Origin of the sequence: Sphingobacterium sp. UBA6645 (assembly GCF_002455685.1) — a bacterium.
Taxonomy (GTDB): domain Bacteria; phylum Bacteroidota; class Bacteroidia; order Sphingobacteriales; family Sphingobacteriaceae; genus Sphingobacterium; species Sphingobacterium hotanense.
In genome coordinates this window covers 9,967-31,865 of the sequence record NZ_DKLH01000023.1, presented here as the reverse complement: position 1 = coordinate 31,865, position 21,899 = coordinate 9,967, and the positions used below count along the sequence as shown (strand labels likewise).

The window sequence follows — 21,899 nt, the reverse complement described above, 5'->3', positions numbered from 1 at the left end:
AGACATTAGATATAAGACATTAGATATTAGAGCAGGGCGTCAATTAGGCGCCTTTTTTTGTGCAGATTATAGGGGGTATTTTTTGAGGTATATTTTCTGAACCGGGAAAGGAAGGGTTTAAGGATTAGCAGGATGTATTGTTTAGCGGGATGTTTTGTTTTGAACCAGGAAAAAAAGGATTTAAGGATTAGCAGGATGCGTTGTTTTGAACCAGGAAAAAAAGGATTTAAAGATTAGCAGGATCCTGTCAATCCTTAAATCCTTCCTTTCCTGGTTCAAGACGAACTTTCCCAACCTCTATAATCAATCCTCGACCCTTCTTTTACTTAAAACCCTTTCAAAGCCCTTTCACTTCCCTTTTATAACCCAATCAAAGCCGCTCGGAAAGGGCCATGATATGGGAGTGAATAGACTAAAAAATGGGATATTTCAAAAGCAGTCCTGACCAACCTAAATCGGAATAAGTAGCAGACCATAGGTCTAACTACTAACTACTAACTACTAACTACTAAATACTTGCCTGATTGCGGATCAATTTCACCAGCTCGCTTCGCTGTAGTAAACCGCTTTGTCGCCACACCTGTTCGCCATTTTTATAAAGAATTAATGTGGGTACTCCTTGAATTTGGAATTTTGCCGCTAAGGCCTGGTTTCTATCCACGTCAATTTTGATGATGCTGAGGGAATCACCAATTTCTTCCTTTACTTCTTTCAATATCGGTGCTAAGGTCTGGCAAGGACCACACCATGTCGCCGAAAAATCAACTAGTACTACTTTATTACCTTGAATTAATTCATTAAAACTTGCCATTTGTTTAGATTTTAGACATTAGATTTTAGATATAAGAACTAGCAAAATGCTAGAATAGTTTTTTATTAGATTTAAGACATTAGAGTTTAGATATAAGAACTAGCAAACTGTTAACATTGTTTTTATTAGATTTTAGACATTAGATTTTAGATATAAGAACTAGCAAACTGTTAACATTGTTTTATCTATTATTTTAATATAACAAATACTTAGAAGCATAGGTTCGAAACTACGCTCTAATGTCTAAAATCTAATTTCTAATATCTAATCCCTACACAGTTCTTCAAGATCTTCGATTGTGCCGGTAAACATATTTAGGTCGACTGGGCCTTTTATTCCTCTAACAGATCCTTTTTCCGAAAACTGCCAGAAGTTCCAGTGCTTTTTTGGTCGTTCTACCCAGAAGTTATAGTTAGCAATCCAAAGGGTATAATCTTCGAATTCCTTTTCTAGGAAGTCGGCGAAATACTTATCTCCGGAATATAAAATTGGTTTTATGTCATAATGATTTTCTACGAGCGTCAACCAGCGCTTTAGACCTACTTTCAAACTGTCCATCGACTGGTTTCTCGGCATTTCTTCAATATCCAACACCGGTGGAAGGTCTCCCGACTCTAGTTTTACTGTTTTAATGAAGTTATTAGCCTGCTTGGTTGAGTTTTCATTGGGGCGGAAGTAATGATATGCCCCGCGAAGCTTATTCCTTTTTTTTATCGCTTTCCAGTTTTCTTTAAATGCGCGATCTTTCGCACGCTCGCCCATCGTCGCGCGGACAAAGATAAAATCAACCGGGAATTCGTCATGTATCGTCAATACTTCGTCCCAGGAAATATCACCTTGATATTGGGAGACATCAAGGCCGTAAATCTTATCGTCATAGCGCCGCATGAGCTCTTTATTACGGATATCGTATTTCGATAAGTCCTCTCTTTCTATCTTTCCTTTCTCAAACCATTTCACAAAGAGATAAGATATACCGGCGCGATGCTGGATAGCAAAAATTAGGAACACTAAAGCGAGTGGAATGGCAATGCTCCAAATCAACAACTTACGTTGAACCTGTTTATCTGTTTGCACTTTTTTCTTGCCAGATTTCCTGCTTTTTGACATATTGCGTGAAATTAGGCTATTTCTGCCGCATAGTCAAAAAATATTTATTCATGATTGTTTATAACCCCAAGGACTGGTTTAAGACCATTAGTTATCTTCACAATAGCAAAATATTCAAACGTCTTTTACCCTATCTTATCATTTCTATTTTTGTTTCCTGGGGGCTGGCATATCTAGAGCTAGAGTATCTGAAACTTTCTGATCGGAGCTGGATCAAGAATATTACTACCGTGCATAACCTATTGGGCTTTGTCCTGTCGTTGCTTTTAGTTTTTCGAACGAATACCGCTTATGACCGCTGGTGGGAAGCGCGCAAACAATGGGGCGCATTGACGAATACCAGCCGCACACTTGCCATCAAGATGAATGCTTTTCTCGACCCACAAGATAAAGTAAACCGTAGCTTTTATAGAAAGTCGATTGCTTTGTTTGCCGAAACCTTGTACACCTACCTGCGTTCGGATTATACGAAGTTTATGCTGGATGAAGTGGAGCACCCGGAACTAAATGCATTGGATGAAAAGAAGCACGGCCCGAATCAGGTTGCTGCATTAATCTACAAGAAGACCAATATATTGTATAAAGATGGGAAACTTTCAGGAGATCAATTTATCCTGATCAATAAAGAATTGACAGCACTCACCGAAGTGACGGGTGCATGCGAACGCATAAAAAACACACCGATACCTTTAGGTTATAGCGCATTTATCAAAACCTTTATCGTTTTATATACAGCGACTCTACCTATTGGACTGGTATTTTCCATGGGCTATTTTGTTACTGCAGCCGTTCCATTCATATTTTATGTTCTTGCCACCTTGGAAATGATCGGCGAATCGATTGAAGACCCGTTTGGTTCAGATTCTGATGACCTCCCAATCGAGAAAATCTCGGCTAACATTAAGAAGCATACCCAGGAAGTACTTCTCCCCTAGTTTGAGCTTTTTTTAAGAATAGTAAGCGTATTCAGTAAATAATGAAAAAGTAGGGCAACCGTTTTTACGACGGTTGCCCTTTAGTTTTACGCGATGTTTTGATCAAAATAAACGATAAACTGGGTTGGATTAAGCCCCCGATGATCTTTAATTGATTTCGCAAATTTTCCGTAGGATGAAAAGCCGCAGTAAGCCGCTAAATAAGCTAGTTTAAAGCTTCGTGCCTGTTCGGTTTTACGCAGGTAGTCTTCCAAAAAGCAAATTCGCAGAATATTCACGTAATTTGGAAAATCACTTCCTTTGTTCTTGTTTACGACATAAGAAAGATACTTGGAATTACAGCCGATTTCTCGAGCTGCCGATGTAATGGAACAAGCTGGATTAAGGAAGTAGCGTTCTTGTTCCCATTCGTTTAGTGCATTCAAAAGTTTGCCCTCTGTTTCATGGCTCATGTAAGCCTTCGTGTTAGAAGATTCGTTTTTTGCAATCATACAATTTGGTTGTTTTACTATTAATATTTAATTCGCAGATTTAATTTATTTGTGTTTCGCAGATTATAGTTTTAAAGGCTTCGCAGCGCCTTGTTGTTTATTATTTAATGAATTATCTAATTTAAATCCAGGTAATATCCTAGATTATTCTCTTTGCCATCGACCATATCTTCGATAGCCCCATTTTTATCTTTTGCCTCCTGATGGAGTTCCTCATAGTCCTTCGTGTATAATGCATTCGGGACCACATTCACATCAAATATCAGCTCCTCTTTGTCGGTCGTAGCAAAATTGCCGTAAAGCTCAATATAATGCTTCGCATAGCCCACGTTTTTTGCACTATTGAATCGCAGACTGATGATTCCCTCTTCACCGGGAGGAACGTTCTTCGTTGTGATTTTATTAACGACCAGACAGCCACAAGATGTAATAATGTCCGTGAGCAGCAGGGGAACATCTCCTGTGTTCTTAAATTTATAGACAACATCTAACTCTTGGCCCGTAAGAATCGGGTAATAATGACGATCATTATCGATGATCTCAATCTTTGTCTTTTTTCCTTTGAAATCAGTACAAGAGGAAAAAATGATCAACAGTATGTAACAACTATATACTAATTTACTCATTTTACTAAAATTTTTAATTAAAAACTTGAACTTCATCCAAACCTAGTCTCGATAGTTGTGGATTACTTGTACTGATTTTTATTTCACTGACGATATTTGCTTCAAATTTTTCCAACGGAATAGTTAGCGTGTAGACCGAATCTCCCTCTTTAGTATCGACGATATCGGCGCGGAAAATAACTTTCCCACCCTGCAACACCTCTACTTTGGATGGTGCTCCATATTGATGGCGTTCGTTTTTTAGAAATCTAAGCTTCATCTCTTTCATCTGGTCGAATGCTCCTTCCTCGAGAATAAGCGTCATGGTTTTGCTCGCGGTTAACCATCCTTGGTGAAAGTCGTTGTCAAAACCAAGTACACCATCTGCCAAGGGTGTTTTATCTAATACATCGTTTTCATTGCTGACCACGCTCAACAGCTTCGTAGACTTTAGTTGATTTGGTTTCTGCAATTTTCCTGCATAAGCATTCCATTGCGCCAAATAATCGCCCAAATCGCCATTGGACTCCTTGAAAACTTTTAGTTTTCCATCGTCTACATCCTTTTTCAACTGCTTCATCAGTGTGTTTGCGAATCGATTTGGACGAACATGCTGATCCACGACTTCGAAAGCTCCTCCTTTATTCAATCCGTTGCTGTACGCAATTTGCAAACTTGTATATCGGAACGCCGCTAATAGCTTTTCTAATGCTTCTCGTTCATAACCTTTTGTTTTCGGTAAAACTTTTTGAAGCGACTCGTTAAGGCTCAAGAAATTACTCGCGTTAAAATATGATGATTTCACTTCTGGAAAGCCTGCGTACAGCGAGTACGGTTTAGCCTTTGTAGCAAAATCGTCTTCCAATTGTAAATAATAGTCAGCGAGTAGCTGATGTGACTTTGGGTAGAACTTTTTAAGGTATGCTTTTGTCAGTTTATCTATCTCCAGTTCTGTATTTATCATTAACGCAGCGGCAACATATGTCTTAAGATCATCGAAGCTACTATAATCATATCCAGCGGCATTTAAGAATATCCCTTCGACCCCTTCTTCCTTAAAACCTTGAAGCTGTGCTTTCAGGACGTTTAGGGATGGTAAGGGTGTTAAGTAGTCGTCAAAATTCGATGAATAATCCCATAGATAAATGGTCTTCGTTTTCGATTTCCAAGCCTCAATTTCATCAATAAACGATTGAAACTTCGAATTGTCCTTGAAATTGGTAATTTTTGGTAATTCAATGGTACTAAAAAAGAGTCCTGCATTATCTTCGAACGCATAAGCAGGCGGCTCATTTACCGAATGATATCGGATCGTGAAGAATTGATGTTGGCGAAACTGCTTAGCCAATTTATTGATCAATAGTACAACTGCAGGCGCGGCATTTTTATCTGTATTTCCTGCAGCTTGACAACGGTCGCAAGTACATGACAGCAAATTATCATTTGGAGCAATCATAAACTTCATGCCTTCTTCAGGCTTATCGCTAAAATTGTCCTGAATATATTCCTTTAGTTGATTGTATAAGGTATCACTACTAAAGCAATACTGTTCTTGTGTAATCTTGCCATTTACTTCGGCCCATACGCCCGGAGCATCTTGTATGATGCGCGTAATGTTATGCCCCCAGATCCCCCATTCGGTATCTAAATTGTTCGTCCCTAATAATGCTGCATACTCCACGTTGGTATTTGGCGCGTAATGTGGTTCACGATAAATAAAATCGAAATCCTTGCATTGATTAGTAAATGTGAGATAGGCAGGCGGCAGGTCATCTGTTTTTATTTCCTTTTTGACCTGTCCCAGGCTTTCGATCAGTTGATAGCTCATCCAAGTGGCAATCGCTTTCGTCTTTACGCGTATATGCAGTTTATCTTTGGTATGCTGAATACAGTAGTCGTTATTCAAATCTGCTGCTATCTCTACATGTATTTGCTTATGATTTGCAGGGAAGTTTCGATTGTCTTCAGCTCGACTGAATAGATCTTTCTTTGAAGTCCGCTTGCTCAGATGATTGAATAGATATTCCTGCCATTGTTCGCTGGCCGCGTCTTGTTCTGCGGTCAAAACATACGCATTCGCATCTAATCCATAGAAATCTGATTCACAAGAGGTAAACAACATGATAAAGCAACTGAAGATGATATTAAAAAGCAACATTGACTTGCAAAAATAAGTTATATAAATTACGGTACTGTTCAGGATTTGGGCTTGTTTGAAAATTATACCAAGTCCCCATAACACTTGCCGATACGTTTTTAGTTAATAAGCGTCCGACGCCTGCTCCTACCATGCTATTCATCACCGAAAGGGTATTGAAACTTTGGTAATCAAGAATATCAACGTCGGGTGTTGACCCCATATTTGCCAACGCTAGAACATAATTTTTAGGATTATCAAAACTATATCGTGCTTGCGCTGCTACATTATAGACCCACTTCTCCTGCAACACTGCCTGTGTGAACTTGGCTTGCAGCCTGAACTGGTTGAAGTCTTTCCCAACGCCCACAACTGCGGAACTCAACTTTTCATCGTTATAAAGTTTCCTATGACCAACGCCCAATTCTAATTCCCAGTCCTTCGGAAATGTTCGAATAATAGCACCGTGAACGGCAAATTTAGAGAAATATTTGTTAGACACGCTAAAATCTACTCGAGATGCCCAATGGCTACTCCAATTTCTGCCCCATTCCAACTGTCCTTGGACGCCCTTGCCTTCTTCTCTACCTGAATAGAATACACGGGCCGTATAGTTGTTTTTAGCACTCGTACGCATGTATTCTAAGGCGGAAATGGTCTGGATCGAATAGTAGTCGCCATAACGAGATCGCATATGACTGATTGCGAATTCGTTCTGATACATTTTGTAGTTCAAGTATTTTAAATTTGCTTTGAACTCGTCCAGCTCCAGTAAACTCGGCTCATAGAATGACTGATAATAAAAGGCGGAGTCGTATTGCTTTAATTTCTCGTAAGCAAGGCCTTTGAGGTACTTCAGCTCCTTGTTCGCCGGCTGATACTGCAATCCCTTATCGGCAACTAGAAGGGCTTCATTTTCAGCCTTTTCAGACAACAATTGAGCTGCATGATCATGTGAGGCTTGCACATAGGCATTTACAACTTCGTTATGATAGGGGTTTCGGATGACTTCATCTCCCATTAGCGCCCAAATATCTTTGGTCGGAGCACCATTCAATTGCATCGCCGATGCTAAGCGAACTTTAAATACGCTTTCATCTGGAAATGCTTCATTAGCACGCTTCGCAAAAGTTAGCATTTGCCCTTTATCTTGCATTTGATGGGATAGGTTAACTGCATAAAGCAACGCTTGCTGATTTTTCGGAGAAACGTCCAACCAACGGTTTACCCAATTCATGGCATCTCGATAACGCTGTGCCTCTGTACTTTCTTTTACTACCTGAGCCATCATGTCGTTAAAACCGGACATGTAATAGAATTGCTGATCAGGTTTTAAACTCGCTAATAGGGCTTCATAGCTGCTTACAGCCTTATCATACTGCTGAAGGCGCATATATATGCTCGACTTTTTTAATGCTAAGTTTGCATCACTTGGGTTAGCACGATGCATTTCTTCGAGAATCTGTAGTGCATCGGAGAACTTACTTTGTTGATAATAAGCGTTAAACAGACCATTATTGATAAAGTCGCGATATTCAGCATTTGAATGCGGAATCATCTGGCGAAGCTTAGTTTCTGCCAAGTTCCACTCTTCTGCAGCTAGATGATCTTTAATTTCTGAGCTAATGACCCTCACATAGCCATCTTTTAAATCGCTATCGTTAGGATAGTTCAAGAACATGGTTTTTGTCAACTGATTTACCTTAGATTGGTCATTCTTTAAACGATATAATTCTAGTTCCTTTGCTGAGAGCGTCTTTGAGTTACCTTTGATGCGCATAAAGCTGTGTAAACGATGTAGCGCTTCGTCATATTGCTGTTGCGCTACTAAGCTATTGAATACAACTTGGAATGCCTCATCATTTCCTGGAGTTGCGTCGAGGATTTTGCCATAAAGCACCGCCGGATCGTTCTGTTTGGCCGATCGCGCCGCTTCTAATAGAAAGTACTGATATTGCCCGCCATTGATAGCGGATGGGTCATTCTTGATAAAGGCAAGGATCTCATCGTAGCGTTTATTTTGTTCTAACAAGGCGACTTTCTTTTGCCTCAAGGCGTTGTTGGCTGGAAAGGTATTTAAACCCCGCTCAGTTGTTACCAAAGCGCTATTATAATCACCCGCCTTTATATAGCCATTGATTAGGTCCATGTAGACTTCGATATTCTTTGGCTTTTCCTGCAGCAGTAATTTATTCACTTCGATGGCATCGTCGATACGTCCCGACTTTCGCTTGCTATTCGCAGTCAATTCCATTTGATAATTGAGGTCGTCCTGAATCTGTCCATCCTCTGGAAAGATTTGAGAAATACGCTTTAAGAGACGGTTGGCTTCCACTTCATTGCCCTGAAGTCTATAAAGCTCTATCTTTTTGCGCCAAAGTCCTTTCCAATAGGGATTAACCTCTAATAGTTCATTGACATAGCAAATAGCACTTGAATACCGTTTGGTTTCAGTTTCTACTGTTACTAGAAGATGTCGGGAATCAACATTGCCAGGATTGAATTCCAGAGATTTATTCAATTCGAAACGTGCCTTATCATATTGCTTGGTCAATACATAGTATTTTCCCAACAACATTTTAAGATCAGAATCCTTAGGGGATTTCTTCAAGTTTATTTCTGTCAATTGTTTTCCATCTTGTAGTTTCCCTGCTTGATATAGGCTGTTGATTTTCTTAACAACATCGCCTTTGTCGCTTATGCTGACTTTTTGCTGGCCATAAAGCCTATTGCCGGAGAAATCGACCATGCTGCCAGTGCATAGCAAGAGCATGAACATTCCCGTGCGAAGATATGTATATTTGCGGTTCATTAAATTTTAAGCTAACGGTTTAGTGACATGTTTAAGCTGCTTTTGACTCGGTATTCGATTGAAATCCCTGGCGGGTCATAGTTCCCCATTTGAATTTTTTCTTAGTCAGGAATTGCCAGTATCCTCTCAAAGAGAAAAACACTACAAAAGGGTGATAGAAAAATGCTTCGAACGATGAAAAGAGAATTAGCTTTAAATACTCTGCAAATGTTTTATACTGTTTTTTAATGGACAAGTCGAATACAATTGTTAGGGTCGAGATACTTACTCCAATCAGATAAACGTAGAGCAGCATTAACCAAAAGGTGTTGAAGTTAATCTGTTCGGTGTAGAGCTGAAAGATTAAGAAGAACAAACCGGTCGTCTCAATTATCGGTGCTAACAATTCAAAGAATAAGGCATAAGGCATAATTACGAGTCCCATGCGCCCATAGCGCTTATTGAATAGAAAGCGACGATGTACGAAAAAGATTTGTAATAAGCCCCTTCCCCATCTCGTTCTTTGACGAGCCAAGACATTGAGGTTTGGCGGGCCTTCAGTCCAACAACATGTGAATGGTGTCTGGACAATACGATAAGGTTCTTTATGCTCACGTTTGTAAGCGATCATTCGCAATGTCATGTCCATATCTTCCGCATGTGAATTTGTGTCAAACCCACCGCAGTCGATAACGGTTTGCTTCTCAAACAATCCGAACCCTCCAGATACATTCGGTATGGAATTGATAGCAGACCAGCCCATCTTTGCCACCAAATACGAACGTAGGTATTCGGTTTCTTGAAATGTGGGAATTACCTGTCTCGGAGGTCTTACACGCGTAATCTTCCCTTCCTGTACCTCGCATCCATTCGCCATACGCATCGTAGCACCTACAGCGATAACCGGGATATCCGAATCTAAAACCGGTAGAATAACTTTGGTAAGCGTGTCTGGCGCAAGAATACAATCTACGTCTGTATTGATGAAATAGTCGTACTTCGCCACGTTTACACCGGCGTTCATCGCGTCAGCTTTCGTCCCTCCATTGACTTTATCTACAACAATGACTTTGTCATACAATGGGTTAAACGATTTGAATACACGCTTCATCGGCCTACATTCAACTTTGTTGATATAAGCATAAGGCACTTCGACCATTTCAAAATTTGAGATTAGCAGATCCAATGTGTTATCCGTACTTCCATCATTCACAATGATGATCTCGTAGTTCGGGTAGTTTAGACTTAGTAAGGATTTTACGCTGTCAATAACAATTACCTCTTCATTATAAGCTGGCGCTACAATGGATATACCAGGTGCTGCTTCAGGATATTCGACCAAAATACGCTCCTCGCGGACAGTATATCTTGTTTTATGACGCCAAATATTAAAGTAGCCCATTACCGCAAGTGACAAATATATGAGCGTAATCGATGTGGCATAAAAGAATATGCCATACCCATAGATAGAAAATAATATATCTAACATCTGTTTTGTCCTTTATGGTTAAAGACCTGATTGATAAGTCACCTGGTCAAAGATTTTCTTTCCAAACTCGTTGCTCTTAGCTGATAATTCTCTCAATGCGGTACTACCTTCTTCGCCGTATTGCTGAATAGCATATGCCACTTCAATTTTAAGCTCATTGTCGAAAATCCGGTTATAGCTATAGCATAGAAAGCCTAGTCCCTCAGCAGTTTTGAATTGGGTAATAGCTTTGATAATAGCGCGTTGTACATCTTTACTAGTCATCGGGAATAGCTTGAAAAGATTAGGTTCAACCTCCTGATGTCCCAATTTCCCGAGGGTCTCGATGATGGATATTTTTAAGATGCTAGAACTTTCAGTTTCCAACATGCTTGCAAGAATTGGTGTAGCTTCCGTTTGCTTGAAGAATCCGATTTCTTTGATCATAAAAGCTTTAAATGCCTCATTTTCGGAACTCCTTACCCAACGAGTTAGTAAGGGAAGAGGTCCGCTCTTAGCTCTGCTCGTCAAGAAATGATGTATCAGGATTTCATCTAAAGCATTGAAGTCAGAATCAAAGCTATCCTCTAAGAACTTGAACGGATCGTTAGTATCATACTGCAAGGCTGCAGCACGCGCATGTTTCCTTAGCCCTTTATCCTTGTGATAAGCTGACCGCATTATTATAGCTCCTGCGCAGCCATTGCCTAGGTCGTCAAGCTTACGTAGTGCATTACGACGACGGCTCGAGCTGCTTGACAACAGTTCTTTTTCCCAAAAACATGGAATTGCGTATGCATTTAACAATGCTCGAACATTCTGTTGGTTGACTTTGTTCTTTTTCCCCGACCCGATCTGGATGAGATCAATGATGATATCAGTAAACACCATCTTATCTTGTTTATTCTTCACTAATCGGATGGAATCAGCAAGCTGAAAAGCAACATGCTCTTCCGATAGATTTCTTTCCTCAAAAATAATTGCATTGATACGATCCCCCATCTTCGTTTCAATGCGATTCTTTCTGCGCTCGATAGCTTTATGATATAGATTAATAGCTAAAAAGCGAATTAAGCTAAAAATGTAGACTAGCACCAGAATCGATACAAGTAGTACCGTTAGACGGATGATCAGCGGATACCCGAAGAACTTGCTCTCCAGATATAGCGCATAATATTGAATGTAATAGGTAAGATCCATAATGTTTTAAAATAAGGTAAACGATTTAGTAATGCTGATTTGTGTACTTTTTGTTCCTGTTTGTTGTTAATTCAAAATTAGAATCAACACAAAAGAAAATTATCTCATTTTTGTAGGTTTTTGACCACTTTGGAAAATAAGACATAGTGATACACTTTTTAAAACCTTAGTTTTAAAGACATTACAAAACATCCGCCCATAACTTTCCCTCCTATCCATTTTCTGAATTCGGAAAAAAAAATGGTAAAAATTCGGAAACTGGACAGAGAAAAAACCGGTGGACATTTCCTGTTTTCTGCATGTTTATATCAAAATCAGTATAATTTGAAAAGATGATTTGAGCAAACAATGATTTTTATCACAAATGTCTACTGATTTTGAGATACTAATCGAGAAGGATCTATAAAATATTGATGAATTTGAGAATTTTCTCAGAAGAATTGTAAAAGATAGGTACTGTCTCAAACTAAAATGAGCCAATAATTAAGGAATGTCCCCTATTTTTCAAGAAGTTAAGTTGATATTTAAAGTTAAATACTGACTTCGCTACGGATTTCTTCGATATACTGGGACGGAGTTTTACCCATGACCGATTTAAATGCGGTAGTAAACTTACTGTGGGAGGAAAAGCCGCTAAGCTCTGCCAAATATGCCAGTTTATAATCTAATAAAGTGTGATCTGCATTGATCTTCTCCAAGAGGTAAATGATTTTCTTATGTTGTAGGTAATCATTAAAATCAAGATTCCTATATTTTTTAATGATATGAGAAACGTATTTCTGGTTGGAGCTTAGCCGACCAGCAAGCTTATTGAGTGTTAAATCTCGCTCTAAGAAGAAGTTCTCATGTTCTAAAGCCGAAAGTTCTCTGATTAGCCTTGTTTCCGTTTCTAATGCTATGTTTAATTCCGAATCAGTACCACTGCTTTCTGTACTACTGCGATTCTCCTGCGCGAGATGGGTAGACAACTCTTGCTTCCTTGGTTCTTCCCTATAGTTCAGGTTCGTTGTGACTATCACTCTATTAAAACGGCTAAATCGTATTTGATATACTAATAACAGAATCACAATGACAGAGGCAACAGAAATGCACCACCAAAATAGCAACTTATATTTACGATTCTCCAAATCCTCTTTGCGCAATTCCATAATAATTCGAGAAGAAATCTCCTGCCCAATCAAATATCTGTCGGCATCCAAGACCTGTTGTTTTTGCAAAAATTCATTTGCCATCTTATCATTTCCAGATAACATATAATACTTTGCACTAGTAGCCGTGTATAATTCTTTCAGCCTTAGCCGTCCAGGCTTTATGATATATGCACTCGTATAGTCCAGATAATGCTTACAAGAATCTAGATTGGATAATTTCAGATGATGCTCCGCTAATCCACGATAAACAAACGGAATAATATTTCGATCAACTTCACTTAAAAAACTCAAGGAAGTATGCATGAGTTCATAGGATAAATCGGCATTACCAAGTTCTAGCTCACAGATGCCCTGCAAATGATAATTTGCCGCTTTTTTTAGTCTTAATGTACTATTTGATTCTGAATCAAGTGCAATAAGTCGTTTTGCGCTATCCAGCAATTCAAGTGCGACGCGATAGCTACGGGTATTCATCTTATAGAGCGCTTTTTCCTGAAAGAGCTCTATCTGAATATCAGCCCTTACATCTGCATCATCAAGCAGATCACACATACGTTCTGCAGTTGCCAAATATGCTCGCGACTGTTCGTACAAGCCTAGCTCGCGAAAATTGGTGGCCAGCATTTTGGAAAACACAGCTCTCCATCGGTTATAACCTGTCAACTGAGCTAAGCGATCACCAATCGTCGCGTATTTGATAGCACCTTGTATATTCCCCAAGCTTTGCTGAATGTTGCTGTTTAGTATATAACTTTTGATCTTTTGTTCATCAGTTTTTGCAGCCTCGAAAACAGAATCCCCAATCGCTGCCGCCCCTTCTACGTCTGAATCCATATATTGTTTATGACAGGCATTATAAAGGCTGTCGAAATTACTCGATTGCCCCAACGCAATAAAAACAATGCTGAAATAAAAGAATATGGAAAGAATATGCCTATACATACTAATGATTACTTCATTACCGACTTCTCACGGAATTCGATTGGAGAACAGCCCATCTCCTGATTAAAATTTCTATAGAAGGAAGCTCGAGAATTAAATCCACAATGCAAAGCCAGTTCCTCGATATTCATATCAAAAGCTTCATCACTTAGGTATATGCACGCTTCCTTGATACGCAGGGCATTAATTACTTTCAGAAAACTATCGTTAAAATGCAGTTTAAAAAACTGTTGTATTACCGGTTTTGATACATTTAGCAACTTTGACATCTTATCGATGCTAAACTCGGTATCGAGATACGACTTCTCTACAAGGTAATCTATAATCTTAAGCTTTATGCCCTGTTGCTCAGCATAGGTTAAACCGGTCAAATTACGCTCAAAAGGATCCACATTTAAGTCTCCAGTAAACGACTGCATTTCCAAGCGCAGGGGCTTCCGAAGCCGGCCCAGCAGATAATTGTAGCCCAGCAAGCTACCAAGCAGCATAATGAAAAAGATAGTAGCGCCTGAACTCGGCGCATCCGCACTTCCTTTTTCCATCATCCTATTCAAAACGAGAGTGAGCATAAATATAGACGACACGAGAATGAGGATAACGCTATAATAATATATTCTTCTTTCCAGGCGCGCACGGTTTGCACCATTGTTACTAATAATAAAAACGCCGACAGGATAAAAAAACCAAGAAAGGCCCATTAGGCTGTATAGTACTAAGTAGTACTCGCTTCGATATTCCATGCGAAACGAATAGGATGAGATAAACACAAAATGTCCGATCAGACCAATCAAAAAGGGTAATCCGTGTAACAAGACCTGTTTTGCCGTAATTGCCTTTTGTTCAATTGCGCGGTATGCAAAATATAAGAAAGGTCCATACATCAATCCAAATGGTGCCGAACGATCTACATAAATAAGCCCGGGAAGAAGGTCTCTAAATATAGCCGCATGGCAAATATGTACGAGCAAAGTCAGTAGGAAAAACTGCGCCAGTCTGTCCATCACTGTTTTCTGATTGACATAGTAGCTAACCTGCAGTCCCAGCAAACAAGTAATAGACGTTGCACAATATAGAAACGTGAAAATCATATATTCTGCAATATTTTAAGTCTGTATTCGGATGGCGATATGCCATTAAACTGTTTGAAATATCGCGTAAAGGATGTCCTTGAATTGAACCCGCAAAGGTTCGCCAAGAATTCCAGTTTCAAATTATCCGTCCCACTATTTAAAAGCTGAATGGAATATGCGATCCTATATTTCGCTAACCATTCGTAAAAGTTGCTTTCTAAGCTGGTATTGATGATATAAGATATATGATGCTTCGGAATATTAGCATATACCGATAGCCCCTCTAAACTTAAGTTGGCATCGAGAAAAAGCTGCTCACCTTCCATTATGCTATTTAACTTCTCTTTATAAAATTCAATCGTTTCTCTCGCTAAATTGAGATGTACCAACTCATCAACCAGCGGCAGGGCTTCCTTTTTCTTATCCACTCTCGATGTGTAGATATACCATACGATCAGTCCCATGGAAATAATCATTAAGGCGATGACAACAAAAAGCGGGTTTACATCAAAATCAAGATGCATGACCTCATTAAAGAACAGCAATCCGAAAAAGAAAGCGGCAGCAACCCCTAACAAAGCCAAGTTTTCGACAAAAAGGATCTTATTGACCTCTGCAGTCTCCGACTTAAGTTTAGAAGATTTGAAAAGTATATAAACAGGATATCCGGTTAGCAAACAAAAGACGGTAAGCATATATGGAACATGAACCTCTGGATACCAGCCAGTCGGATTCAACAGGAATAATATCAAAAACGAAATCAGCGGCGTTAGGTGAAGCAACACCGTGCCTGCATCTACTCGTTCCTGCAAACTCGCCTTAAAAATGAAAAATAGAAGTGGCCCATATACCAAAGGTATAGGCAAAATAATCACATTTAAGATAAGAATGACATGTATACAAAGGATGGAAAAAAACAGACCGATAATGAGCCCAAATAATCCGTAACGTTTGATTGCCCTATTCAACATCGCCGAATCTTTATATTCAAAAAATACAGTTAATAAATCCTGGTTAACGTCGTTTTGCACAACGTTTTACAAATATACTTATTTATTTTTTTAATTAAGATTCTTCCCATTATAGAAAATATTATCATAGTATGAGGGAAATCGCAACTTCATTAACCGTAATGGTTAAATATTAACCTTTAAGGCATTTTAAATCTTATTTCCGATATTTTTTAACTTTTATCAGTGCGAGTTAATTAGGAAAATAGAATTAATGCAAACAAAAATAGGCCTAAATTGTTTGTAATGCAGTATGCAGAATCAAACCCCAACAAATTCTGGCAAAACTCTTATCATCTCCAATCGATTGCCAGTCAAAATAGAACGTAAAAAAGGAAAGCTGAAATTTACCGCAAGTGAAGGTGGGCTAGCGACCGGACTAGGCTCATTTTACAAAGATAACGGCTCTTGGTGGATCGGATGGCCCGGAATTATTCCGAAATCCGAGGAAGAGGAACAGCACATCCGAGCGGAATTATATAAGCTAAATCTTATACCGGTCTTTCTAACACAGACAGAAATAAAAAATTATTACGAAGGCTTCTCCAACGCTGTGCTATGGCCACTATGTCACTATAGACCTAGCTACGTCGAGCTTCGCGACGACTATTGGGATGCCTACGAACAGGTCAATCAGAAGTTTGCCAAAGCGTCACTCCCTTATATTGAGGAGGAAACCACCGTATGGGTTCATGACTATCAGTTGATGCTATTGCCCAAATATATTAGGGAGCAAAGTCAGCCCAGCAGTATAGGATATTTCCATCATATCCCCTTCCCTCCTCCCGAACTCTTTAGTATGTTGCCCTGGAGAAAGCAGCTATTAGATGGCCTTTCCAGCGCCGATTTAGTGGGATTCCATACCTATGAGAATGCACATAATTTCCTGGAGTCGAATCAGACCTTGCTGAACGCTGAAATCCATCATCACCATATCAAACTAGAAGGTCGAAGTTGCTTTGTCGATGTTTTCCCCATGGGGATAGACTATGAAAAATACAAAAGCCAAGCAATCGACAAGAAAACGCAGCTTTATGCCGCCGAGCTCAAAAAGCTTTTCGAGGATAAAAAGATTATCCTTTCTGTAGATCGTTTGGACTACAGTAAAGGCATTTTACAACGTCTTGCATCCTACGAGAAGTTATTGTTAAAATATCCAGAACTGCAGGAGAAGGTCGTGCTTTACATGCTTATCGTTCCTTCTAGAGATCAGGTGAATCAATATAAAAAGCTGCGCAACGAAATCGACCGTAAAGTCGGCAATATCAATGCGGTTTTAGGATCACCAGGATGGCAGCCCGTCTCTTATTTCTATAAATCGCTACCCTTCGATAAGCTGTCAGCAGTTTATGCTGCCGCCGATGTATGCTTAGTGAGTTCGCTCTACGACGGCATGAACCTGGTTGCGAAGGAGTACATCGCCAGCAAGCAACTCCAGACTGGAGCCTTGGTACTCAGCGAGTTTGCTGGTGCATCCAAAGAGCTTTCCGATGCCTTACTGATCAATCCTTATGCTATTGAAGACTCTAGCGATATCTTATATGAGGCGTTGATGATGTCTGAGAGCGAGAAACAAGAACGCATGCAAGCAAGTCAGCAAGTGGTAGAGAAATTCAATGTATTCCATTGGGTCAATCTCTTTTTCCAACGACTTCGAGAAATAAAGGAACAACAAAACAAGGCCATCACACGTAAAGTCAAAGATCAGGTCAGAACCTCGATCAAGTCGACTTATAAGCAGGCGACCAACAGGTTGATTCTTTTGGATTATGACGGAACGTTAGTTGGATTCAACAAGGACGCTGCGAAAGCAACCCCTACTGCTGAGCTCCATCAATTACTAGAAAACATCGCAAATGATAAACAGAATACGCTTTCTCTGGTAAGCGGTCGTAAATACGACAACATGCAAGACTGGTTTCCCGGCAAATCATTCTTTACCATTGCCGAACATGGTATCTGGTCCAACTTTCCAAACCACCAATGGCATATCAAGGAAGGCTTATCGAACGAATGGAAGGTCTTTGTACGTAGTATCCTTCAACGCTTTACCGACCGAACGCCAGGTTCGCTGATTGAAGAGAAAACTTACTCCTTAGCCTGGCATTATCGCAAAGTCGATCATGCTCTAGGAAAAATAAAAGCACAGGAACTATTACAAGAACTCCACCCCTTGGCAAATGAAATCGGTTTGCAGATCATCAATGGCGATCGGGTAATCGAGATCAAAAACATGGAGATCAATAAAGGGAAAGCGGTAGTTCAACTAGTTAATGAGATCAACCCGGACTATATCCTTTGTATTGGCGACGACGCTACGGATGAAGATATGTTTAACGAATTACCGGCAAATGCTGTAACGATTAAAGTCGGGAATAAGCAATCTGCAGCCAAATATTTCGTTGAAAATAAAGAAGAGGTTTTACAATTACTGACTGAATTGACGCAGTCATAACACAAAATACGATTGAATGAATAAAAAACACTTATATAACTCTGGCATTATTGGTAATTGCAATTTCATCGCTCATGTACACAAGAGCACAAACATCAACTGGCTCTGCTGGCCAACCTTTCGCGACAGCTTTGTCTTTGGTTGCTTGCTCGATAAAAATAAAGGTGGCGAGTTTAACATACGATTGCAGGGAGATAATGTATATTCCAAACAGTATTACCTAGAGAACACCAATATATTAGTTACTGAAGTCCATAGCGACCAGGGCAGTTTCAAAGTAACCGATTTTGCCCCTCGCTTTGAACAATACGAACGTTTCTATAAGCCACTGATGCTTATTCGAATCGTTGAGCCGCTCGAAGGCAACCCGAAGATAAAAGTTACCTGCAACCCAAAAGCGAATTATGGATTGGCAGATTTCCACCGCTCTAGAGGAAGCAATCATGTGCAATTCAATTACGACAATGAACACATGCGGTTGACCACCAACATCCCTATAAGTCATTTCTTCGACGAGGACAAAAGCAGTATCATCCTTTCCGAAAAGAAATATATGGTATTGAATTATGGCAGCGCATTCGAAGCCGCTTTGGAAAAAACTGCTGAGGATTTCCTGATCAGAACCAAGCAATATTGGCGTAATTGGACGAAGAAAGCTGATGTACCTAACTTCTATCAAGATCAAATTATCCGCTCCGCATTGGTGCTCAAATTGCACCAATATGAGGATACGGGCGCTATCATAGCGTCGAGCACGACGAGTTTGCCCGAGTCACCAGGTTCTGGAAGAAATTGGGACTACCGCTACTGTTGGGTTCGCGATAGCTATTATGTATTAACAGCATTAGCCAACATCGGAAAATTCGATGAACTCGAAAAATTTGCCACCTATATTACAGGAATCACACAATCCGACAGTGGAAGATTGCAACCACTCTACGGAATACTTGGTCGACGTACATTGACCGAAGAAACCCTAGACTACCTAGAAGGCTATTTAGGAAACAAGCCGGTACGAATTGGAAATCAAGCTTATGAACATATACAAAACGATGTCTACGGACAAGCGATGATTGCCCTACTTCCTTTATTTACCGATTTCAGATTCCCTGCGGACGAGCGTAAAGATGCAAAAAGCTGGCTAGTCTATATCCTGGATAAGATTGCTACGACCATTGATGAAAAGGATGCCGGTATCTGGGAATTCCGACATATCGCTAACCGACATGCCTATTCCAACCTGTTCCAATGGGCTGGAGCATCCGCTGCCTTGAAGATCGCGAAGCAAAACGGTTATCAAGATATCGAGATCCAAGCCCAAGAACTTAAAGACAAAGCAGCGGCACATATAGAATCATGCTATGACGAGGAGCGAAAAGTATATCGGAATGCATCAGAAGGATCCGATTTGGATGCCAGTACGCTGCAGTTGATTATGATGCACTATTTAGACCCCAATTCTGAACGTGCCAAGCTACATCTGAACGAATTGGAAAAAGTGCTGAAAGGAAAAAACGGCCTATTCTATCGCTATCTGCATCAAGACGATTTTGGAAAGCCGCAATCTACATTTTTAGTCTGTGCATTTTGGTATGTTGAGGCCCTCGCCTGTGTGGGGAGAATCGATGAAGCACAGGAAATATTCCACAATCTAATGGGCTACAGCAATCATTTGGGACTTTTCAGCGAGGATGTGCATGAAGAAGATGGAAGTCAATGGGGCAACTTTCCGCAGGCTTATAGCCATGTCGGCTTGATGAACGCCGCATATCGAATTGCAACAAAATTAGACCGCCCAATCTTTACATAATCTTAACTACCGTTTTACAATTAGATTACAATTGGCACAAGCTTTGCCTATGGATGAATGCAATATTCAGATATTACTATGAAAAATACATTATTCTTTTCACTAGCTCTTGCAACATTAGCTTTTGGAAGCTGTTCTACAGATGACGGTATTCCCACTGGTAAAACTCCGGTAACTATTAAGATGACCGATGCGCCAGCAAATTACGACGCCATTTATTTGAACATCGATGAAATTGAAATCCGTACTGTAAGTGGCGCGGAAGTAATCGACGTAGATGCTGACCCATTTGACATTCTTCAATATCGTTTCGGAAGAGATACGGTAATTGCCGCACATGATGTACCATCAGGAAGAATTCAAGAAATTCGTTTAAAATTAGAGGACGAAGGAAATGAGATCGTTGTCGATGGACAACGTTATCCATTAACAACGCCATCAGGACAATCATCTGGCGTAAAATTGAAAGTACATGATGACTTAATCCCGAATGTAGCTTATACGCTATTGATCGATTTTGATGCTGCGAAATCCGTGCACCAAACTGGAAATGGCAAATGGATGTTGAAACCAGTTCTTCGTGCCATCCCAGTAGCAACATCGGGTGCAATTGAAGGGGTTGTTGCTCCATTCTCCGCATGGCCAAATGTATATGCTATTACAGGAACAGATACAATAGGAACAATCACTAATCCATTAGGTAAATTTTATTTCCCAGGTGTAGATCAAGGTACTTATAAATTAGTAATTGAACCTACAGAACCTGGATACGACACTGTATCACAAGACGTTATTGTAACGCAAGGAAAAGTGACAAATGTAGGTACGATTAACCTAGGAACAGTTTCAGAAAACTAATCCCGATATACTATAAAGTAATAGGCTGTCTATTTTTAGACAGCCTATTTTATTATTACCTGCTTCTATGGAAACATACAAGTTTAATATCATTATAAACTCGCCTCAATAGCATCCCAAAGCGCAATTCTTTTCTGCAACGCCTGCTTAGCGGTCAGTTGCATCTCTTCCCATTTCTTTTCATCCTCCCCTGCCAACTCCATGATCATGCGCATCGCTAATGGACCGTGTTCATCGCCATCTAATTCGATATGGCGTTGGAAATAATAGATCAAACGGTCTAAGTCGGTGTCAGGAAACTGAAGCTTCAAGGAATCCAAAATAGAACTGAACATATCCGGAATTAGATCCTCACGACCAAAAGTAAAAGCCGAAGCAACTTTATGCGGCTCCTGGCTGGCAATACAATCAAAAGTAAAATGTAAAAAGTCTTTGATGCGTGGGTCAAACGACTGTGCATCGATTGCCGCGTGAATGTCCGATATACCGTTCAGACCAGCTACAAAACTTTGAATAGGCTCACAATTTGCTCCTAGCGCCTGCATAGAGTCTAAGTACATTTCGAAATGACTTAATCGGCGCCCATCAAAATACTCATCAGACTCTTCGGCCAGAACTATTTCATTGATCAAATAGCGGGTATCGGGATATTCACTCGCAAACCAAGGCACTTGAGTGCAAGTTAATTGAATCTGCAAAGCCTTCAATAAGGACATAAAATCCCAAACAGCATAAACATGCCCCTCGGTGAATTTCCGAAGATCTTCAACTGTTTTGATTTTCTGATAAAGTGGATGGCTTAAAAGTATAGCGCGTTCTTCGCTAATAAAAGAATGGATAGTGTTAATACGGTTTTGCATCCCCAAAAGTAAACAACACTTATCGATTTAGTGACGTTATGCAGACGAAAATTTTTAAACATATATGTAAGGAAGGTTTGTCTTGAAAAAGATCAGCAGGATGTTTTGTCTTGAACCAAGAAAGGAAGGATAAAAGGATGAGCAGGTTATTTTGTCTGATAAGATGAGCGGGATGTTTTGTCTTTGAACCAGGAA

16 protein-coding genes are annotated in these 21,899 nt (G+C 39.9%); 4 read left to right on the top strand and 12 right to left on the bottom strand.

Going from position 1 to position 21,899, the window contains the following annotated elements; genetic code table 11:
- Nucleotides 1-508: 508 nt before the first annotated feature.
- Nucleotides 509-811, bottom strand: coding sequence for a thioredoxin (gene trxA / locus B2400_RS04190; protein WP_293931141.1), 303 nt, complete (start codon nt 809-811; stop codon nt 509-511).
- A 264-nt stretch (nt 812-1,075) separates the two neighbouring features.
- Nucleotides 1,076-1,921: a GH25 family lysozyme gene (locus B2400_RS04185; RefSeq protein WP_293931138.1), complete on the bottom strand. Its 846-nt coding sequence runs from the start codon at nt 1,919-1,921 to the stop codon at nt 1,076-1,078.
- Between the two features lie 50 nt (nt 1,922-1,971).
- On the opposite strand from B2400_RS04185, the gene B2400_RS04180 reads away from it, so the two are divergent.
- The gene (locus tag B2400_RS04180) at nt 1,972-2,856 is read left to right on the top strand and encodes a bestrophin family protein (protein ID WP_149525866.1); all 885 of its coding nucleotides are present in this window, start codon (nt 1,972-1,974) and stop codon (nt 2,854-2,856) included.
- 86 nt (nt 2,857-2,942) lie between these two features.
- Here B2400_RS04180 and B2400_RS04175 read toward each other — a convergent pair whose 3' ends face one another.
- The 9 genes from B2400_RS04175 to B2400_RS04135 all read right to left on the bottom strand — a co-directional run bounded on the left by B2400_RS04175 (nt 2,943) and on the right by B2400_RS04135 (nt 15,742).
- The gene (locus B2400_RS04175) at nt 2,943-3,347 is read right to left on the bottom strand and encodes a helix-turn-helix domain-containing protein (protein ID WP_149525865.1); all 405 of its coding nucleotides are present in this window, start codon (nt 3,345-3,347) and stop codon (nt 2,943-2,945) included.
- 116 nt (nt 3,348-3,463) lie between these two features.
- The gene (locus B2400_RS04170; RefSeq protein WP_149525864.1) at nt 3,464-3,973 is read right to left on the bottom strand and encodes a DUF1573 domain-containing protein; all 510 of its coding nucleotides are present in this window, start codon (nt 3,971-3,973) and stop codon (nt 3,464-3,466) included.
- A gap of 13 nt (nt 3,974-3,986) precedes the next feature.
- Nucleotides 3,987-6,110 (bottom strand): DUF4838 domain-containing protein, encoded by a 2,124-nt coding sequence (locus B2400_RS04165; RefSeq protein ID WP_293931131.1) that lies wholly within the window; start codon nt 6,108-6,110, stop codon nt 3,987-3,989.
- Entirely contained in the window at nt 6,097-8,901 is a 2,805-nt protein-coding gene (locus B2400_RS04160) for a tetratricopeptide repeat protein (RefSeq protein ID WP_293931128.1), read from the bottom strand. The genes B2400_RS04165 and B2400_RS04160 overlap by 14 nt, the downstream gene beginning before the upstream one ends.
- Before the next feature lie 31 nt (nt 8,902-8,932).
- Nucleotides 8,933-10,369, bottom strand: a complete 1,437-nt coding sequence (locus B2400_RS04155) for a glycosyltransferase family 2 protein (RefSeq protein WP_286650961.1) — start codon at nt 10,367-10,369, stop codon at nt 8,933-8,935.
- A gap of 18 nt (nt 10,370-10,387) precedes the next feature.
- Nucleotides 10,388-11,548 (bottom strand): HEAT repeat domain-containing protein, encoded by a 1,161-nt coding sequence (locus B2400_RS04150; RefSeq protein ID WP_293931124.1) that lies wholly within the window; start codon nt 11,546-11,548, stop codon nt 10,388-10,390.
- A gap of 530 nt (nt 11,549-12,078) precedes the next feature.
- Complete coding sequence (locus B2400_RS04145) at nt 12,079-13,533, bottom strand: helix-turn-helix domain-containing protein (protein WP_293931121.1); 1,455 nt, start codon at nt 13,531-13,533, stop codon at nt 12,079-12,081.
- Between the two features lie 116 nt (nt 13,534-13,649).
- Nucleotides 13,650-14,729 carry a helix-turn-helix domain-containing protein gene (locus B2400_RS04140; protein ID WP_293931118.1) on the bottom strand — a complete coding sequence of 360 codons (1,080 nt, stop codon included), beginning with the start codon at nt 14,727-14,729 and terminating at the stop codon, nt 13,650-13,652.
- Nucleotides 14,726-15,742, bottom strand: a complete 1,017-nt coding sequence (locus B2400_RS04135) for a helix-turn-helix domain-containing protein (RefSeq protein ID WP_293931115.1) — start codon at nt 15,740-15,742, stop codon at nt 14,726-14,728. Before B2400_RS04135 ends, B2400_RS04140 begins: the two co-directional genes overlap by 4 nt.
- Nucleotides 15,743-15,974: 232 nt before the next feature.
- On the opposite strand from B2400_RS04135, the gene B2400_RS04130 reads away from it, so the two are divergent.
- The 3 genes from B2400_RS04130 to B2400_RS04120 all read left to right on the top strand — a co-directional run bounded on the left by B2400_RS04130 (nt 15,975) and on the right by B2400_RS04120 (nt 20,844).
- Nucleotides 15,975-18,176 (top strand): bifunctional alpha,alpha-trehalose-phosphate synthase (UDP-forming)/trehalose-phosphatase, encoded by a 2,202-nt coding sequence (locus B2400_RS04130; protein ID WP_293931112.1) that lies wholly within the window; start codon nt 15,975-15,977, stop codon nt 18,174-18,176.
- 16 nt (nt 18,177-18,192) lie between these two features.
- Complete coding sequence (locus tag B2400_RS04125) at nt 18,193-19,986, top strand: glycoside hydrolase family 15 protein (protein WP_293931109.1); 1,794 nt, start codon at nt 18,193-18,195, stop codon at nt 19,984-19,986.
- Between the two features lie 78 nt (nt 19,987-20,064).
- Nucleotides 20,065-20,844, top strand: coding sequence for a DUF4382 domain-containing protein (locus B2400_RS04120; protein ID WP_187774021.1), 780 nt, complete (start codon nt 20,065-20,067; stop codon nt 20,842-20,844).
- 92 nt (nt 20,845-20,936) lie between these two features.
- On the opposite strand, the gene B2400_RS04115 is transcribed toward B2400_RS04120, so the two are convergent.
- The gene (locus B2400_RS04115; protein ID WP_149525851.1) at nt 20,937-21,704 is read right to left on the bottom strand and encodes a DUF3050 domain-containing protein; all 768 of its coding nucleotides are present in this window, start codon (nt 21,702-21,704) and stop codon (nt 20,937-20,939) included.
- Nucleotides 21,705-21,899 lie beyond the last annotated feature (195 nt).

Bases quoted from the DNA above. Each gene is read 5' to 3' on its own strand.
- trxA (WP_293931141.1), bottom strand. From the start codon at position 811: ATGGCAAGTTTTAATGAATTAATTCAAGGTAATAAAGTAGTACTAGTT.
- B2400_RS04185 (WP_293931138.1), bottom strand. From the start codon at position 1,921: ATGTCAAAAAGCAGGAAATCTGGCAAGAAAAAAGTGCAAACAGATAAA.
- B2400_RS04180 (WP_149525866.1), top strand. From the start codon at position 1,972: ATGATTGTTTATAACCCCAAGGACTGGTTTAAGACCATTAGTTATCTT.
- B2400_RS04175 (WP_149525865.1), bottom strand. From the start codon at position 3,347: ATGATTGCAAAAAACGAATCTTCTAACACGAAGGCTTACATGAGCCAT.
- B2400_RS04170 (WP_149525864.1), bottom strand. From the start codon at position 3,973: ATGAGTAAATTAGTATATAGTTGTTACATACTGTTGATCATTTTTTCC.
- B2400_RS04165 (WP_293931131.1), bottom strand. From the start codon at position 6,110: ATGTTGCTTTTTAATATCATCTTCAGTTGCTTTATCATGTTGTTTACC.
- B2400_RS04160 (WP_293931128.1), bottom strand. From the start codon at position 8,901: ATGAACCGCAAATATACATATCTTCGCACGGGAATGTTCATGCTCTTG.
- B2400_RS04155 (WP_286650961.1), bottom strand. From the start codon at position 10,369: ATGTTAGATATATTATTTTCTATCTATGGGTATGGCATATTCTTTTAT.
- B2400_RS04150 (WP_293931124.1), bottom strand. From the start codon at position 11,548: ATGGATCTTACCTATTACATTCAATATTATGCGCTATATCTGGAGAGC.
- B2400_RS04145 (WP_293931121.1), bottom strand. From the start codon at position 13,533: ATGGATTCAGACGTAGAAGGGGCGGCAGCGATTGGGGATTCTGTTTTC.
- B2400_RS04140 (WP_293931118.1), bottom strand. From the start codon at position 14,729: ATGATTTTCACGTTTCTATATTGTGCAACGTCTATTACTTGTTTGCTG.
- B2400_RS04130 (WP_293931112.1), top strand. From the start codon at position 15,975: ATGCAGAATCAAACCCCAACAAATTCTGGCAAAACTCTTATCATCTCC.
- B2400_RS04125 (WP_293931109.1), top strand. From the start codon at position 18,193: ATGAATAAAAAACACTTATATAACTCTGGCATTATTGGTAATTGCAAT.
- B2400_RS04120 (WP_187774021.1), top strand. From the start codon at position 20,065: ATGAAAAATACATTATTCTTTTCACTAGCTCTTGCAACATTAGCTTTT.
- B2400_RS04115 (WP_149525851.1), bottom strand. From the start codon at position 21,704: ATGCAAAACCGTATTAACACTATCCATTCTTTTATTAGCGAAGAACGC.